This is a genomic window from Acidovorax temperans (genome assembly GCF_028596105.1).
In the GTDB taxonomy this organism is placed as follows: Bacteria; Pseudomonadota; Gammaproteobacteria; order Burkholderiales; family Burkholderiaceae_C; genus Acidovorax; species Acidovorax temperans.
In genome coordinates, this window is record NZ_CP117193.1 from 151,106 (window position 1) to 165,641 (window position 14,536).

Below are 14,536 nucleotides of genomic sequence, written 5' to 3' on the forward strand. Positions count from 1 at the left end.
GCGGGGCTCCTCAAGGCTTGGGCAACAGGCGGGCGAGCACGGCGCGGGGCGTCCATTGGGCGGGGTCGAGCACGGGCAGCTCCAGTGCGTCCAGGGCGTTCTTCACCACCAGGCCCAGTTCGGTGTCGCCCTGCATGGACAGGCGGCGGCTGAAGAACAGGGTGTCGGGGTCTTGCTTGCGCTGGGCCAGCAGCATGAAATCGTGGGCGCTGGCGCTGATGGTGAGGTCGGGCGCCTGGGGGGTGAGCGAGCCGGATGCGCTGCCCACGCCGGGCGGGCTGCAGGGCGCAAAGCGCTGGCCGTTCCAGGCAAAGTCAAACGCCACGCGGGCATCGCGCACCTCAATGCGCAGCTTGCGGCGCAGCAGCAGGGCCAGCACGTCGGCGGGCAGGTGGCGCGCCAGCGCCAGGTTCAGCGCGGTGACCAGCAGCACCGAGCCGGGGTAGGCGGGCAGGCGCGAGAGCAGGGCGCCCACGGGTGCGGGCAATTGGCGCGGTGCGGTGGCGCCAGCGCTGCCCTGGGTGGCGTGGCGGGGGGTGGGGGAATGGGCGGGTGGGTGCATGGCAATCCAGACGTGAGGGGTGGGGCGGCTGCGCCGTCAGGCGGCGGAGCGTTCGGTGTGGTGCTGTGCCGTGTGCAGGTTGCTGCGGCCTTGCTCCAGGCCGGGGCGGCCGTGCCAGAAGCCGTTGCACGGCCAGTCGGGCATCAGCGGCAGGATGCGGTGTTGGGCGTGCGCGGCGTTGGCACTCTGGCGGCGCACTTCGTCGAACAAGGCAATCACTTGCGCCATGTGCTGGGGCTGGGGGCTCAGGCGCACCAGGTCCACGCCCATGGCCTGCATCTGGGGCAGTTCTTCGAGCAGGTTGTAGACGCGGGCCGACTGCGTTTGCGTGCCGTTGAGCACCAGAAAACCTTCCTTCTCGCGCGTGCGCATGGGCAGGCCGTCGGGGTGTTCCATGCAGCTGAAGCGGCAGTCGTCCTTGGGCAGGTTGTAGTGCCGCGCGGTGAAGCAGCGGGCCGAGTACGCCAGCGGCAGCCGCCCGTAGGCGAACACCTCGGTCTGCAGGCCTGCGGGGCGCGCGGCCTGCACCACGGCCAGGTCCTGGTGGCGCATCTCCAGCGGCATCACCCAGCGGCTGGCGCCGAGCTGGGCCATCCATTGCACGGACTGGGGGTTGTAGAGGTTCAGGTGCGGCCCGGCCACAAAGGGCTGTTTGCCTGCCAGGCAGTGCACGGCGCCCATGTCGTTGGCTTCGACGGTGAATTCGCCATTGGCCGCCAGCTTGTGCAGCCAGGCCACGTCCGACCCCGATTCGAGCAGCACCTGGCTGGACATGACGACCTGCTTGCCCTTGCCTTGCAGGTGCCGGGCCAGGCCCAGCCAGTCAGACAGGCGCAGTTCGTGGCGGCGCGAGCAGACTGTTTCGCCCAGGTAGATCTCGTCCACGGCCGTGTCGGCCATGGCTTCGTAGAACGCAAAGACGCTGTTGCGTGGCCAGTAGTACTGCAGGGGGCCCAGGGTGATTTTCATGGTGGGGGACTCCGGTGTTTCATCGGGGTATTTCAGATTCAAAGCGGCGCACCGACCTGCGGTCTGGCGCGATCCAGGCCAGGGGGTGCCGCGCAAGGGCCGCCCCGCCGCGTATGCGGCGCTTCGCTGGCGTGCGCTGGCGCCGTCCCCCTTCCCCTAGCGCGAAGCGCGTAGAGAGAAGGGGGAAGCCGCGCAGCGGCTCAGGGGGTTGTCGCCTAACCATTTCACTTCCAGGGGCGGTGGTAGGCGCCCAGCGTGTGCTGCTGGCCCTCGGCCACCTGGTCGAGCTGGGCCATCCAGTGGGTTTTGGGGGCGTAGCGGTGGGGCTGGGCCATGCAGTGGTCGATGGCCTCGCGCCACACGCGCGTCACGTCGGCCACATAGGCGGGGCTGCGCTGGCGGCCTTCGATCTTGATGGCGCGCACGCCGATCTTGGCGAGCTGGGGCAGCAGCTCCAGCGTGTTCAGGCTGGTGGGTTCTTCGATGGCGTAGTAGTTCTCTTCATCGCCCACGTCAAAGCGGCCCTTGCACAGCGTGGGGTAGCCCGCGTTTTCGCCGGGGGCGTAGCGGTCAATCAGCACGCCGTTCAGGCGCGATTCCAGGCCCTGCGGGGTTTCCTGCCAGCGCACGGCTTTGGGGGGTGAGCACACGCCGTGGGTGTTGGGCGATTCGCCCGTCACGTACGACGACAGGGCGCAGCGGCCTTCCACCATCACGCACAGGCTGCCAAAGCCGAAGACTTCGATCTCGACCGGCGTGCGTTCGATCACCTGGCGCACCTGCTCCATCGACAGCACGCGCGGCAGCACGGCGCGCACCACGCCAAACTGCTCGCGGTAGAAGTTGATGGCCTCGTAATTGGTGGCCGAGCCTTGCACCGACAGGTGCAGCCGCAGCTGCGGGTGGTGTTGGGCGGCGTATTGCATGAGGCCGGGGTCGGCCAGGATGACGGCGTCCAGCCCCATGTCCACGGCCTTGTCCACCGCGCTGCGCCAGGGGCCGGGGTTGGCGGCCTGCGGGTAGGTGTTGAGCGCCATGAACACCTTGCGCCCGCGCTGGTGGGCGTAGGCAATGCCGCTGGCAATGGCGGCTTCGTCAAAGTTCAGACCGGCAAAGTTGCGGGCGTTGGTGGCATCGCGCAGGCCCAGGTACACGCAGTCGGCACCGTGGTCGATGGCGGCCTTCAGGGCGGGCAGGCTGCCGGCAGGGCAGACCAGTTCAGGGGCAGGGGCTGCGGTGGGGGTGTTTGCAGCAGGGGTCAAGGGTTCCATGGCAAGCGTTTCATCGCCAGCACCGGCATGGTGCCAAGGCATTGGCCGCCACCATAGTGAGCCCTGCGCGCGCAGCCGCTGATCTTCATCAACCGGTGCGCACAATGTCAGACAAATTTAATCGGGATTTGACCTGGGCGGGTCTGGCTGGCCCGCCTGCGCCGCGCGGTCAAGGGGCGTGCCGTGCCCGTTGACCTAGGCTGTTCATGGCAAGATGCTATGAAAAATATAGCTGCCTGCGCTTGCTGATAAAGCGCCAGAGGCTGATTTGATTGCAAATGCCTGCGTCAATACCGCACGGCAAAGCGCGCCAGCAGCCAGTCGCGCAGCGTGTCGAACACCGGGGTGGCGTACTCGGGCGTTTCGTTGAACAGCTCGTGGAAGGCGTTTTCAAAGCAGTGCGACTGCACCACGGCCGGCGGTGCTGCCTGCGTAAAGGCCTGGCTGCCTGCGGGGCTCACCAGCCGGTCGGCCCCCGCCCACATCAGCAAGGTGGGCACAGTCCAGGTGGGCGCAGCGGCCACGGTGGCGGGGCCTGCGGTGGCAATGAAGCGGGCCAGGCGGGCGCTGATGCGGTCGTGGCAGCGCGGGTCGACCTGGTAGTCGGCCACCACCTGCGCGTCGTGCGAGAGGTAGTTGGCATTGAGCCCGTTGCCCACGCGCAGGTTGGGCGCAATGCTGGGCAGCGTGGACACCAGCAGCTTTTGCACCGGGTTCAGGCCCGCATCCAGCGCGGGCGATGACAGCACCAGCGCATCCACCGGGCACAGGTTCAGCGATACCAGCCGCGCAGCCACCAGGCCGCCCATGCTGTGGCCCAGCAGCACCAGCGGCAGGCCGGGCGGCAGGCGGGCGCGGGTGCATTCGATCATGTCGGCCAGGTCGTCCAGCAGGCGCGTGTCGCTGCTCAGGCCGCCGCGCGGCCCGGCGGATTCGCCGTGGCCGTAGTGGTCGTAGCCGCGCACGGCAAAGCCCCAGGTGTTGAGCTGCTCGGCCACCGCGCCGTAGCGGCCAGCGTGCTCGCCCAGGCCGTGCACCAGCACCACCAGGCCGCGCAGGGGGGTGTCGGCGGCCACGGGCCATTCGTGCAGTGCCAGGTTTTCCCCATCGGCAGCGGTGAAGGGGCTGAGGGCGGGGGATGCGAACTGTTGGGGCATACCGGCGCTGGAAGCTATAGGGTTACGACGATCAGGGGGCTGCGGCAGGCGCAGCGCCTTGCTGTGCGGCCTGTGCCTGGGCCATGGCGGCCATCACATGCGCCACCGAGGCGGTGAGGCGCTTGGCGTAGGGCACGTGCAGGAACTCGTTGGGGCCGTGGGCGTTGCTCTTGGGGCCCAGCACGCCGCACACCATCATCTGCGCGGTGGGGAAGCCTTCGCTGAGCATGTTCATCAGCGGAATGGTGCCGCCCTGGCCGATGTAGCCGCAGGGCGCGCCAAAGTGCGCCTGCGAGGCTTCGTTGAGCGCTTGCTCAAACCAGGGCGTGGCGGCCGGGGCGTTCCAGCCCGTGGCGCCGCTCAGGCTCTCGAAGGTGACCTTGGCCTGGTAGGGCGCGTTGTCTTCGAGCAGGGCTTTGAGCTCTTGCACGGCCTGGGCCGCATCCACCAGCGGGGGCAGCCGCAGGCTGAGCTTGAAGGCGGTGTAGGGGCGCAGCACGTTGCCTGCGTCTTGCAGCGTGGGAAAGCCCTCGGCACCGGTCACGCTCAGCGTGGGTTCCCAGGTGCGCTTGAGCAGGGCCTGCAATGGGTCGGTGGTGGTGGGCAGCGCAAAGGTGGTGGAGCCACCGCAGTCGTAGTGCGCCCACGGAAAGCGGCGGTACACCTCTTCACCCAGGATGGCGGCGGTGGCTTGCGCCTGGGCCAGCCGGTCGGCAGGCACCTGGCAATGGAAGCTCTGGGGCAGCAGGCGGCCAGTCTTGCTGTCTTCCAGCCGGTCTAGCACCTGGCGCATGATGCGGAAGGACGAGGGCACCAGGCCCGAGGCGTCGCCCGAGTGGATGCCTTCGGTCAGGATCTCGACCTTGAGCGTGCCGCTGGCCATGCCGCGCAGGCTGGTGGTGAGCCACAGCTGGTCGTAGTTGCCGGCACCGCTGTCCAGGCAGATCACCAGGCCCACGTCGCCCAGGCGGGGGCGCAGGGCGTCGATGTAGGGCATCAGGTCGCGCGAGCCGCTTTCTTCGCAGGTCTCGATCAGGCCGACGATGCGGGGGTGGGGCACATTCTGGCGCTTCAATTCCTGCACGGCGGCGATGCTGGCGTACACCGCGTAGCCGTCGTCCGCGCCGCCCCGGCCGTAGAGCTTGCCGTCCTCGTACTTGGGCGTCCACGGGCCCAGGTCGCTGCGCCAGCCGCTGAATTCAGGTTGCTTGTCCAGGTGGCCATACATCAGCACCGTTTGCGGTGCGTGGGCCTGGGTGGCTTCGATCTCGAAGAACAGCACCGGCGTGCGGCCCGGCAGGCGCACGACTTCCAGCGTAAGACCTGCCACTTTTTGTGACTCGACCCAGGCGGCGGCGTTGCGCACCACGGTGTCCAGCAGGCCTTGCTCTGCCCAGTCGGCCGCGAACATGGGCGACTTGGCGGGGATGGCGATGTAGTCGGTGAGCTGGCGCACGATCTCGCTGTCCCACGCCTGGCTTACCCGATCAAGTGCCAGTGCGGGTTCAAGGGCGATGGGGGGTACGCGGGCATTCATGGCGGGCTCCTGTCGGTGGGCATTGCAAAAACGCCATTCCAACACAAGCCGGCCCAGGCCGCCAAGGCGCGGGCGCTATTCCGACGGCGCCTTGGGGCACACCGGCTGGGTGCGTGAAGGCGCCGAGGGTTCTATAAACTCGGCATGATTTATTCATGAACTTTTGTAGATTGCGTGAGTCGAACGTTCATGGAAAAAGAAGATGCACGCAAGCAGTCGCGGGAAGTGCTGCATGAACGGCGCAAGCAGGTCATTCGCTTGCATCGAAAAGGTGTTGGCGTGATGCAGATCGTTGAGCAAACCGGGCTCAGTTGGTCTGGGGTTAACACTGCACTGCGCCTGTTCGAGCAAGGCGGTGCGGCCGCACTCAAGCCCCACGCCAGGGGAAAGAAACCAGGTAGTGGACGCAGCCTGAGCACTGAGCAAGAGCGCGTGATTCGAATGACCATCATCGACAAACGCCCAGAGCAGATCAAGATGGAGTTCGCGCTTTGGAGTCGGCCCGCAGTGCGCGAACTCATTGAACGCGACCTGGGGATCAAGCTGTCTGTGCGGGCGGTGGGCGACTATCTGGCACGCTGGGGTTTTACACCGCAAAAGCCGATCAAGAAAGCCTACGAGCAGCGGCCCGAGGCCGTCCAGGCCTGGCTCGAAGATGAATACCCCACCATTGAGGCCAGAGCCAAGCGTGAAGGCGCAGAAATTCATTGGGGTGACGAAACAGCGCTGGTCAACACGGATGTGCGTGGCAGAAGTTACGCACCTGCGGGCCAAACACCAGTGACGCGCGCAGTCGGCGGAACGCGGCAAAAGCTCTCCATGATTGCCACCGTCACCAACCAGGGCAAAACGCGCTGGATGATCATTGACGAGGCGTTCAATTCAGACAGGCTGATCGAGTTCATGCAGGCCTTGATCAAGGAGTCGCAGGGCAAGAAGATATTCCTGATTCTGGACAACCTGAGGGTGCACCACAGCAAGCCAGTCAAGGAGTGGGCGACACAGCACAAACAGGACATTGAATTGTTCTACCTGCCCAGCTACAGCCCTGAGCTCAACCCAGAGGAGCGGCTGAACGCAGATTTGAAGCATGCGATTGGCAGCAAGGTTCCGGTGCGAACCAAGGCCAAGCTGCGCGCAGCGGCGACTGAACACGTGACGATGTTGGAGAACACACCAGAGCGGGTCAAGAAGTACTTTGGTGACAAGCATGTCGCCTATGCGGCCTCATGAATAATCCCCGCCGGATCAATAAGACCCCGTTCCAAACCAGTTCTCAGAAAAGCGCTGGCTGGGTTTCGGGGCCCGAGTTGGCGGTGACCAGCGATGCGGGGCGGCGCAACGCCTCCACCACTTCCACGCGGTTGCGTCCCCGGTCTTTGGCTTCGTACAAAGCCCGGTCGGCGGCAGAGATCAGCATGTCCCAATGGTCGCCGGGCTGCAGTCGCCCGCCGTATACGCCAATGCTCACTGTCACGGGAATGGGCTGGCCTTCGTGCTCCAGGTGCAGTGCCTGCACGGCTTCGCACAATTGCTGTGCCAGCAGGTAGCCGCCCTTGGCCGTGGTGTCGGGCAGCAGCACCATGAATTCCTCGCCGCCGTAGCGGCCCACCAGATCTTGTGACCGCACCCGTTCGCGCAGCACCTCCACCACGCTGCACAGCACCTTGTCGCCCGCCGGGTGGCCGTAGCGGTCGTTCACGTTCTTGAAGTGGTCGATGTCCACCATCATCAAGGCCATGGGTTCATGGGTGCGGATAGAGCGGGCGACATCGCGGTCCAGCGCCGCGATCACCGCGCGCCGGTTGGCCACGCCGGTGAGTGAATCCACGGCGGCCAAGCGGCGGTTGTCTTCATCTGCCCGGTCCCGCGCCATGAAAACAAACCCCATGGAAGCGACCAGCACCACCGCAAAGGTGCTCATGAAGGTGAGGGTTTGCACGGCGCTGGATTGCATCAACTCCGCGCCCACCCAGGAACTGATCCCGACCAGGCCTATGCGCAGCGCAAACACTAGCGTCTGAAAGCCGAGCGCTCCCACCACCAGCCATGCGCCGCGCCCGCCCATGGTCTTCCAGCGGGTGATCAGGCAGCTCAGCAGCCACAGGTTCATGGCGCTCAGCAGCAGCCCGGCCACCACCACGCGCGCGGCGTAACTGTCTGCCAGCAAGGCCATGCAGCCCGCCATCAGCAAAGGCAGTGCCACTGCGGCGGTGCGCGGCAGTCTGCGCCCCTGGAACTGCAACACGGCCGCCAGCAGGGACAGGTACACCCCCATCAGCAAGGTGTTGCCCAGGACGATGGAGAAGATGTCAGGGATGGTGCCGCGCAATGCAAACAGCAAATGCGCCACCGCATTGAACAGCAGCCCCAGCGCCCACCATTGCAACCCATCGTGGCGCCGCTCTGCGCCCACCACGGCCATACCACCGGCTGTCGTCAGGGACGACAGGATGATCATCGCCAGCATCGTGGGAACGTGTGCGAAAGCCAAGGCCATGGAAGGGGCAGATCAATGAATGTGCGTTGGAGAGTGGGGTGCCCCGGACAAGCCCGCTGCGTGCGGGCTTGTCCGGGCATTCCAGCGTAGACATGCTGGCACGAAATCAGCGTGTAGGGCAATAAGAAGTTGCGCTAATAGCTACTGTTTTTATAGCGCCTGACACTGTTGCACGAACAACCTACAGGGCACCGGGGGAGCCATGGGAGTGTGGCAGACCGCTCCATGGAGCCGCGGCGCGATGCGCTGTCAGGCGTTTTCAAACAGGAACACGGCCGTGCCCGCCCGTGCATTGGGCAGCCAGCGCACTTCGCGCCCGTCCTGCAGCCCGAACGAGTCGAGGATGCGCAGGCGGTTCTTGTGTGCCAGCACTTCAAAATCCTTGTACGTGCCCACGCGGATATTGGGCGTGTCGTACCACTGGTAGGGCAGGCGGCGCGTGACGGGCATGCGCCCTTGCAGGATGGACAGCCGGTTGGGCCAGTGCGCAAAGTTGGGGAAGGCCACCACGCCGCTGCGGCCCACACGGGCGGTCTCGCGCAGCATCACTTCGGCGTTGCGCAGGTGTTGCAGCGTATCGATCTGCAGCACCACGTCAAAACTGTTGTCGCCAAACATGGCCAGGCCTTCGTCCAGGTTGAGCTGGATCACATCGACCCCGCGCTGCACGCAGGCCAGCACGTTGGCGTCGTCAATCTCCACGCCATAGCCGGTGCAGCCGCGCTCGCGCTGCAGGTAAGACAGCATGGCCCCGTTGCCGCAGCCCAGGTCCAGCACGCGCGAGCCGTGGGGCACCAGGCGCGCCAGGGCTTCCATGGTGGATTGTTCGCTCATGCAAACTCCTTTGCAATGCTATCGAAATAAGAGCGCATCACGCTCATGTAACGGGCGTCATCGAGCAAAAAGGCATCATGCCCGTGGGGGGCGTCGATCTCGGCGTAGCTCACGCGGCGGCGGTTGTCGAGCAGGGCCTTGACGATCTCGCGGCTGCGCTGGGGCGAGAAGCGCCAGTCGGTGGTGAAGCTCACGAGCAGGAACTTGGCCTGTGCACGCGCCAGCGCCAGGGTGAGGTTGTTGGCGTGCGCGCGGGCGGGGTCGAAGTAGTCGAGCGCTCGGGTGATCAGCAGGTAGGTGTTGGCGTCGAAGTATTCGCTGAACTTGTCGCCCTGGTAGCGCAGGTAGCTTTCAATCTGAAATTCAATGTCCTGCGTGCTGTATTTCAGGTCCATGCCCTCGCGCAGCTGGCGGCCAAACTTCTCGTTCATCACGTCGTCGCTCAGGTACGTGATGTGCCCGATCATCCGCGCAATGCGCAGCCCGCGCTTGGGGATCACGCCGTGGCGGTAGAAGTGGCCGCCGTGGAAGTCCGGGTCCGTGACGATGGCGCGGCGGGCTACCTCGTTGAAGGCAATGTTCTCGGCCGTGAGGTTGGGCGCACTGGCCACCACCACGGCGTGGCGCATGCGCTCGGGGTACTGCAGCGTCCACGAAAGTGCCTGCATGCCGCCGAGGCTGCCACCCAGCACGGCGGCGAGCTGCTGTATGCCCAGGCGGTCAAGCAGGCGGGCCTGGGCGTTGACCCAGTCTTCCACCGTCACCACCGGAAAGTCTGCGCCGTAGATTTCGCCTGTGTCAGGGTGCGTGTGCATGGGGCCGGTGGAGCCGAAGCACGAGCCGAGGTTATTCACGCCGATGACGAAAAAGCGGTTCGTGTCCACAGGTTTGCCGGGGCCGATCATGTTGTCCCACCAGCCCTCGCTCTTGGGCTGGCCCTCGTACACACCCGCAACGTGGTGCGAGGCGTTGAGGGCATGGCACACCAGCACGGCGTTGGACTTGTCGGCATTGAGCGTGCCGTAGGTCTCGAAGGCCAGGTGGTAGTCGCGGATGGACGCTCCGCTTTGCAGCGTGAGGGCCTCCGGAAAGTGCATGGACTGGGGCGTGGCAATGAACGACATAAAAAAACCCGACATCGCTAAAAACGAGGCCGGGCGGGTATGTCGGACGGGTCTTTAGCAGGATTTATAAAGCGCCCGCAAGCTGTGGCAAATCGGCGCGTTCGGCAAATATACCAAAAGCGCGCCGGTTTGACTGGCCTGCGTGCCTGCCATCACCCCGACTGGATCAAGTTGCGGGCGCAAAAATGGCCAGCAGGCCCAGCACCAGGAAGATCACTGCCGAGATCAGATGCACCGCGCGAATGGGCACCTTGCGCGTGATCTTGTCGCCCAGCCACACCACTGGTGCATTGGCAATCATCATGCCCAGCGTGGTGCCGGCCACCACCCACAGGTAGGCGTTGTACTGTGCGGCCAGCATGACGGTGGCAATCTGTGTCTTGTCGCCCATCTCTGCCAGGAAGAACGCCACCAGCGTGGTGCCGAACACGCCCCAGCGGGGCTTGCCATCGGCATCGCCTTCGTCGAGCTTGTCGGGGATCAGCATCCACGCCGCCATGGCGATGAACGAGGCGCCCAGAATCCAGCGCAACATCTGCGGGCCGATGAAGGTCGTGACCCAGGCGCCCACCGCGCCAGCCAGGCCATGGTTGACCAGCGTGGCCACCAAAATGCCCAGAACAATCGGCCAGGGTTTGCGGAAACGGGCTGCCAATACCAATGCGAGCAGCTGGGTTTTATCGCCCATCTCGGCCAAAGCGACGATGGCGGTTGAAACAAAAAAGGCTTCCATGGTGGGGTTTTTCAATCCGGCCGGATTGGTTGAGACGCGCATTGACTGCACCCCGACTCCGGCCATTGGATCGGCATGCAGTCAATGGTCTCGCCCAGCATTCAAGCCGCATACGCCATAGGTTTTCAAGAAACCCAAGTGTGTTGACGCATGCCCCGGCGCATTGCACTACCGGCGGGCTACTCCCCAAAGACCCCGGCATTTTAACGCACGCAATGCCTATTTACCCCTAGCTTAAAAAACACGGTTGAGAAATAAAAAACCACCAATCACCATAAAGTGATTGATAATGGATTCGCCTTTAAGCCGAGCATTGCAACGCGCGAAGGCACCGAAGTAAGCGGTGATTGGTCAGTTTCGCGTCTTTGAAGTCGTCACAGGTTTGTTGATTGCGTCGGGCTCCATCGCGTTTTCATGTTTTTTCAGGAGTCCCTCATGGGCAACAAACTTTACGTGGGCAACCTGCCCTATTCCTTCCGCGACCAAGACCTGGAGCAGACTTTCAGCCAGTTCGGCTCGGTTGGCAGCGCCAAGGTCATGATGGAGCGTGATACCGGCCGCTCCAAGGGTTTCGGTTTTGTCGAAATGGGCAGCGATGCCGAAGCACAAGCTGCCATCCAAGGCGTGCATGGTCAAAACTTCGGCGGCCGTGATCTGGTCGTGAACGAAGCCCGTCCTATGGAACCACGTCCTCCCCGTAGCGGTGGCTTCGGCGGCGGCAACGGTGGTGGCGGCTACGGCGGCGGTGGTCGCAGCGGTGGCGGCGGCTACGGCGGCGGTGGTGGCGGCTACGGCGGCGGCCGCGGCGGTTACTAAGCACTCGCATGCAAGGCAGACAGTGTCTGCCTTCGCACAATCAAAGGAGCCTCAGGGCTCCTTTTTTGTTGTCTGAGACTTTGCCGCCACACTTGCTTTTTCCGGGGAAGTTCCTTGCTTTTTTTTGAAATTTGTGGCGCATAATGCCAGCGCGGGTTTTTCTCGTCCAAGGTTTGCGGTGATCCGTCAGTTTCGCGCTGAGAGCGTCATTGAGATTAGCTGGCTGCGTTTTCGGGACTCCATCGCTTTATTTATGTGTTTTTGAGGAGTCCCTCGATGGGCAACAAACTGTACGTCGGCAACCTGCCTTACTCGGTGCGCGACAACGATCTGGAACAGGCTTTTGGCCAGTTCGGTGCCGTGACCAGCGCCAAGGTCATGATGGAGCGCGACACCGGCCGTTCCAAAGGCTTCGGCTTTGTGGAAATGGCCAGCGATGCCGAAGCGCAAGCTGCCATCAACGGCATGAATGGTCAGCCCCTGGGCGGCCGCAGCATCGTCGTGAACGAAGCCCGTCCCATGGAACCCCGTCCCCCACGCACTGGCGGCTTCGGCGGCGGCGGTGGTGGTTTTGGCGGTGGCCGCAGCGGTGGCGGCGGCTACGGTGGTGGCCGTGAAGGCGGTGGCGGTTACGGCGGTGGCGGTTACGGCGGTGGCCGTGGTGAAGGTGGCGGCTACGGTGGTGGCCGCGAAGGCGGCGGTGGGGGTTACGGCGGTGGCGGCGGCCGTGGCGATGGCGGCTACGGCGGTGGCCGTGGTGACGGTGGCTTCCGCAGCCCCTACGGCTCCGGCCCACGCAACGGCGGTCGCAATGGCGGCGGCGGTTACGGTGGTGGCAACGGCGGTGGCTACTGATCCTCGCCCGGCGCTTCTGCGCTGAAGCAACAAGCCCCTTCGGGGGCTTTTTTGTTGTCTGAACCTGTGTGAGCCCTCGCCCGCAGCTGGTGGCAAGCCCTCAAATGAAGGCGTCGTTCACTGCCCGGCTTCGGTCTGTCGGCGTTTGCGGGGCCTGCCGGCCAGCAGTTTGTCGAAGAGGGCATTGGGCAGCGCACGCAGCAATTTGGCGACGACTCCCATTTGCCAGGGGATGACGCGGTAGCTGACACCAGCGGCAATTGCCTGGTAAGCGCGCTCGGCGAAGTCCTCGGGTTGCATCAGGAAGGGCATGCTGTACCGGTTGGACCGGGTCAGCGGCGTGTCGATGTAGCCCGGCGAGAGGGTGACCACACGCACGCCGAATGGGCGCATTTCACCGCGCAGGCTTTCGCAGTAGCTGATCACCGCAGCCTTGCTGGCGCAATAGGCGCCGTGGCCGGGCAGCCCGCGAATGCCTGCCACGCTGGCGATGCCCACCAGGGTGCCGCTGCGGCGCTCGGTCATGCCTTGCGCGAAGGGGTGAAAGGTGGCTGCCAGCCCCAGGTTGTTGGTGGCGAAGGTGCGGGCCATGACGTCCAGGTCTTCCCGCACGGCGGTGTCCATGCCTACGCTGATGCCTGCGTTGGCAATCACCACATCGGGCAGGCCCTGGCGCGCGATGCATTCGGCGCCTGCCGCCACGATGCTGTCTACCACAGCCACGTCTGCACTATAAATTTCGTAGCTGCTGGCGCTTATCTGGTGGGCGTCAGCCCATGATTTGACTTCAGAGGTGCGCCGGGCCGCCAGTGCCAGCCGGTAACCTGCCTGGTGAAAGCGCAGGGCCAATGCCTGCCCGATTCCGCTGGAAGCGCCAGTGATGAAGACGAGGGGCTGGGTCATGGCGGCAAAGGCTGGGCGCGGGCGCAGCAGTTATTTGGCGGGTGTAGGCATCAGCACGCCGCGCACACGCCCATTGAGTTGCAGCACCTGGTCTAGGTTGTCGTATTCCATGGTGTCTGCGGTGAAGCGGTCGTTGCCTCGCGTGAGTTGCACGGGGCGGTTGGACCGCACCTTTTCTTCCTGGGTGAAGGCGTGCAGGAATTCGCCCCGGAACTCCAGCCGGGGCTGGGCAGACGCACTGCCACCCGCTGGTGTGGGCTCGCGCGTGACCACGGCGTTGCCGAAAAGCTGAACCTCGGAGCCATCGCCGTTGCTCAAGGCGCGGTCAGCGCGGGCGACGGTGAGGCGGCCGTTGGGCGCCACCGAGCGCATGCGGGCCTGATCAATCTCCAGCGTGTCGTTGCCGGGGTAATGGCGGGCGGTTTCGCCCATCACCTCGCTTTGCAGGCGGCCCGTGGCGTCAAAACTCTTCACCGCAAAGTTTTTCATCGAATAGTCGGGCTGGTCGGGTGCAGCCGCAGACTGCGACGCGGCCAGTGGCGCGGGGGCGTTGCGCACCAGCCACCAGGTTCCCAGCGCGAGCAGGCCCATCAGCAGCACAGGCAGGTACAGCGACAGGCGTTCCCAACCTTGTTGAGCCCAGCGCATCATGCGGCGTACCCTGAAAGCAGGCCTGCATAGGCCCCGGTGGCCACCAGCAGCAAATCGCAGAATTCGCGCGCTGCGCCTTCACCGCCGCGCGCCTGGGTGGTGTAGTGCGCGCAGTGGCGCACTTCGATGTGGGCGTTGTGCGGGGCGCACGCCAGGGCGCTGCGGCGCATCACTGGCAGGTCGGGCCAGTCGTCGCCCATGGCGGCGGCCTGGCTCCAGTTCAGGCCCAGCGTGGCCAGCACCTGCTCTGCGGCGGGGCGTTTGTCTTCGGTGCCGAACACGGCATGTTCCACGCCCAGTGCCTTCAGGCGCACGCGCAGCGGAGCCGAATCGCGCCCCGTGATCACGGCGGGCGTGATGCCAGCCTTTTGCAGCAGCTTGATGCCGTGGCCGTCCAGCGTGTTAAAGCGCTTGAGCGTTTCGCCACTTTCACTGAACAGCAGGCCGCCATCCGTCAGCACGCCGTCCACGTCGAAAAAGGCCACGCGCACGGGCTGCGCACGCAGGAGCAGTTCAGGGTCGAAATTCAGAACAGGCTGGGTCATGTCAGGGCGCAATGGAGATACAGGCACGGGCCAGGCCAGCGCACCCGTGGAGCCGGCTTTGCCGGGCCACCGGGTGCGT

The 14,536-nt window shown here is 64.8% G+C and carries 15 protein-coding genes and 1 riboswitch; of the genes, 3 read left to right on the forward strand and 12 right to left on the reverse strand.

The features are described from left to right. Window positions 1-10: 10 nt before the first annotated feature. The 5 genes from ubiT to PQV96_RS00685 form a co-directional block, all read right to left on the reverse strand. Window positions 11-562: a ubiquinone anaerobic biosynthesis accessory factor UbiT gene (ubiT, locus tag PQV96_RS00665; protein ID WP_273624240.1), complete on the reverse strand. Its 552-nt coding sequence runs from the start codon at window positions 560-562 to the stop codon at window positions 11-13. A 36-nt stretch (window positions 563-598) separates the two neighbouring features. Next, complete coding sequence (locus PQV96_RS00670; RefSeq protein ID WP_273624241.1) at window positions 599-1,531, reverse strand: U32 family peptidase; 933 nt, start codon at window positions 1,529-1,531, stop codon at window positions 599-601. A gap of 224 nt (window positions 1,532-1,755) precedes the next feature. Beyond that, window positions 1,756-2,802, reverse strand: coding sequence for a ubiquinone anaerobic biosynthesis protein UbiU (gene ubiU, locus PQV96_RS00675; protein WP_142082824.1), 1,047 nt, complete (start codon window positions 2,800-2,802; stop codon window positions 1,756-1,758). Window positions 2,803-3,089: 287 nt separating this feature from the next. Next, window positions 3,090-3,959 carry an alpha/beta hydrolase gene (locus PQV96_RS00680; RefSeq protein WP_273624242.1) on the reverse strand — a complete coding sequence of 290 codons (870 nt, stop codon included), beginning with the start codon at window positions 3,957-3,959 and terminating at the stop codon, window positions 3,090-3,092. Between the two features lie 31 nt (window positions 3,960-3,990). Beyond that, window positions 3,991-5,496, reverse strand: coding sequence for a M20 family metallopeptidase (locus PQV96_RS00685; RefSeq protein ID WP_273624243.1), 1,506 nt, complete (start codon window positions 5,494-5,496; stop codon window positions 3,991-3,993). A 189-nt stretch (window positions 5,497-5,685) separates the two neighbouring features. Here PQV96_RS00685 and PQV96_RS00690 point away from each other — a divergent pair, with 189 nt between their 5' ends. Then, a complete protein-coding gene (locus PQV96_RS00690) occupies window positions 5,686-6,729 on the forward strand; it encodes an IS630-like element ISStma10 family transposase (RefSeq protein WP_273622816.1) in 1,044 nt (347 codons plus the stop codon). Between the two features lie 43 nt (window positions 6,730-6,772). Here PQV96_RS00690 and PQV96_RS00695 read toward each other — a convergent pair whose 3' ends face one another. The 4 genes from PQV96_RS00695 to PQV96_RS00710 all read right to left on the reverse strand — a co-directional run bounded on the left by PQV96_RS00695 (window position 6,773) and on the right by PQV96_RS00710 (window position 10,687). Beyond that, window positions 6,773-7,996: a GGDEF domain-containing protein gene (locus PQV96_RS00695; protein ID WP_273624244.1), complete on the reverse strand. Its 1,224-nt coding sequence runs from the start codon at window positions 7,994-7,996 to the stop codon at window positions 6,773-6,775. 249 nt (window positions 7,997-8,245) lie between these two features. Continuing rightward, window positions 8,246-8,830, reverse strand: a complete 585-nt coding sequence (gene metW / locus PQV96_RS00700; protein WP_273624245.1) for a methionine biosynthesis protein MetW — start codon at window positions 8,828-8,830, stop codon at window positions 8,246-8,248. Continuing rightward, window positions 8,827-9,954 carry a homoserine O-succinyltransferase MetX gene (gene metX / locus PQV96_RS00705; RefSeq protein ID WP_066694254.1) on the reverse strand — a complete coding sequence of 376 codons (1,128 nt, stop codon included), beginning with the start codon at window positions 9,952-9,954 and terminating at the stop codon, window positions 8,827-8,829. The genes metW and metX overlap by 4 nt, the downstream gene beginning before the upstream one ends. A 166-nt stretch (window positions 9,955-10,120) precedes the next feature. Then, window positions 10,121-10,687, reverse strand: a complete 567-nt coding sequence (locus PQV96_RS00710) for a TMEM165/GDT1 family protein (RefSeq protein ID WP_044396152.1) — start codon at window positions 10,685-10,687, stop codon at window positions 10,121-10,123. Window positions 10,688-10,705: 18 nt separating this feature from the next. After that, window positions 10,706-10,887, reverse strand: a riboswitch (yybP-ykoY riboswitch). A 235-nt stretch (window positions 10,888-11,122) separates the two neighbouring features. Here PQV96_RS00710 and PQV96_RS00715 point away from each other — a divergent pair. After that, complete coding sequence (locus PQV96_RS00715; protein WP_066783774.1) at window positions 11,123-11,503, forward strand: RNA recognition motif domain-containing protein; 381 nt, start codon at window positions 11,123-11,125, stop codon at window positions 11,501-11,503. 276 nt (window positions 11,504-11,779) lie between these two features. Beyond that, entirely contained in the window at window positions 11,780-12,358 is a 579-nt protein-coding gene (locus PQV96_RS00720; RefSeq protein WP_273624247.1) for an RNA recognition motif domain-containing protein, read from the forward strand. A gap of 117 nt (window positions 12,359-12,475) precedes the next feature. On the opposite strand, the gene PQV96_RS00725 is transcribed toward PQV96_RS00720, so the two are convergent. Genes PQV96_RS00725 through PQV96_RS00735 form a run of 3 tightly spaced genes read right to left on the reverse strand, consistent with a single transcriptional unit; the run spans window position 12,476 to window position 14,457 of the window. Continuing rightward, window positions 12,476-13,261 (reverse strand): SDR family oxidoreductase, encoded by a 786-nt coding sequence (locus PQV96_RS00725; RefSeq protein ID WP_066694650.1) that lies wholly within the window; start codon window positions 13,259-13,261, stop codon window positions 12,476-12,478. A gap of 30 nt (window positions 13,262-13,291) precedes the next feature. Next, window positions 13,292-13,912, reverse strand: a complete 621-nt coding sequence (lptC, locus tag PQV96_RS00730) for an LPS export ABC transporter periplasmic protein LptC (RefSeq protein WP_066694649.1) — start codon at window positions 13,910-13,912, stop codon at window positions 13,292-13,294. Further along, window positions 13,909-14,457 carry a KdsC family phosphatase gene (locus PQV96_RS00735; protein ID WP_066785961.1) on the reverse strand — a complete coding sequence of 183 codons (549 nt, stop codon included), beginning with the start codon at window positions 14,455-14,457 and terminating at the stop codon, window positions 13,909-13,911. Before PQV96_RS00735 ends, lptC begins: the two co-directional genes overlap by 4 nt. Between the last annotated feature and the right edge of the window lie 79 nt (window positions 14,458-14,536).

Coding starts and splice junctions, on each gene's coding strand:
- metX (WP_066694254.1), bottom strand. CDS start 9,954: ATGTCGTTCATTGCCACGCCCCAGTCCATGCACTTTCCGGAGGCCCTC.
- PQV96_RS00690 (WP_273622816.1), top strand. CDS start 5,686: ATGGAAAAAGAAGATGCACGCAAGCAGTCGCGGGAAGTGCTGCATGAA.
- ubiT (WP_273624240.1), bottom strand. CDS start 562: ATGCACCCACCCGCCCATTCCCCCACCCCCCGCCACGCCACCCAGGGC.
- PQV96_RS00695 (WP_273624244.1), bottom strand. CDS start 7,996: ATGGCCTTGGCTTTCGCACACGTTCCCACGATGCTGGCGATGATCATC.
- PQV96_RS00715 (WP_066783774.1), top strand. CDS start 11,123: ATGGGCAACAAACTTTACGTGGGCAACCTGCCCTATTCCTTCCGCGAC.
- PQV96_RS00735 (WP_066785961.1), bottom strand. CDS start 14,457: ATGACCCAGCCTGTTCTGAATTTCGACCCTGAACTGCTCCTGCGTGCG.
- lptC (WP_066694649.1), bottom strand. CDS start 13,912: ATGATGCGCTGGGCTCAACAAGGTTGGGAACGCCTGTCGCTGTACCTG.
- PQV96_RS00670 (WP_273624241.1), bottom strand. CDS start 1,531: ATGAAAATCACCCTGGGCCCCCTGCAGTACTACTGGCCACGCAACAGC.
- PQV96_RS00720 (WP_273624247.1), top strand. CDS start 11,780: ATGGGCAACAAACTGTACGTCGGCAACCTGCCTTACTCGGTGCGCGAC.
- PQV96_RS00680 (WP_273624242.1), bottom strand. CDS start 3,959: ATGCCCCAACAGTTCGCATCCCCCGCCCTCAGCCCCTTCACCGCTGCC.
- PQV96_RS00685 (WP_273624243.1), bottom strand. CDS start 5,496: ATGAATGCCCGCGTACCCCCCATCGCCCTTGAACCCGCACTGGCACTT.
- PQV96_RS00725 (WP_066694650.1), bottom strand. CDS start 13,261: ATGACCCAGCCCCTCGTCTTCATCACTGGCGCTTCCAGCGGAATCGGG.
- metW (WP_273624245.1), bottom strand. CDS start 8,830: ATGAGCGAACAATCCACCATGGAAGCCCTGGCGCGCCTGGTGCCCCAC.
- ubiU (WP_142082824.1), bottom strand. CDS start 2,802: ATGGAACCCTTGACCCCTGCTGCAAACACCCCCACCGCAGCCCCTGCC.
- PQV96_RS00710 (WP_044396152.1), bottom strand. CDS start 10,687: ATGGAAGCCTTTTTTGTTTCAACCGCCATCGTCGCTTTGGCCGAGATG.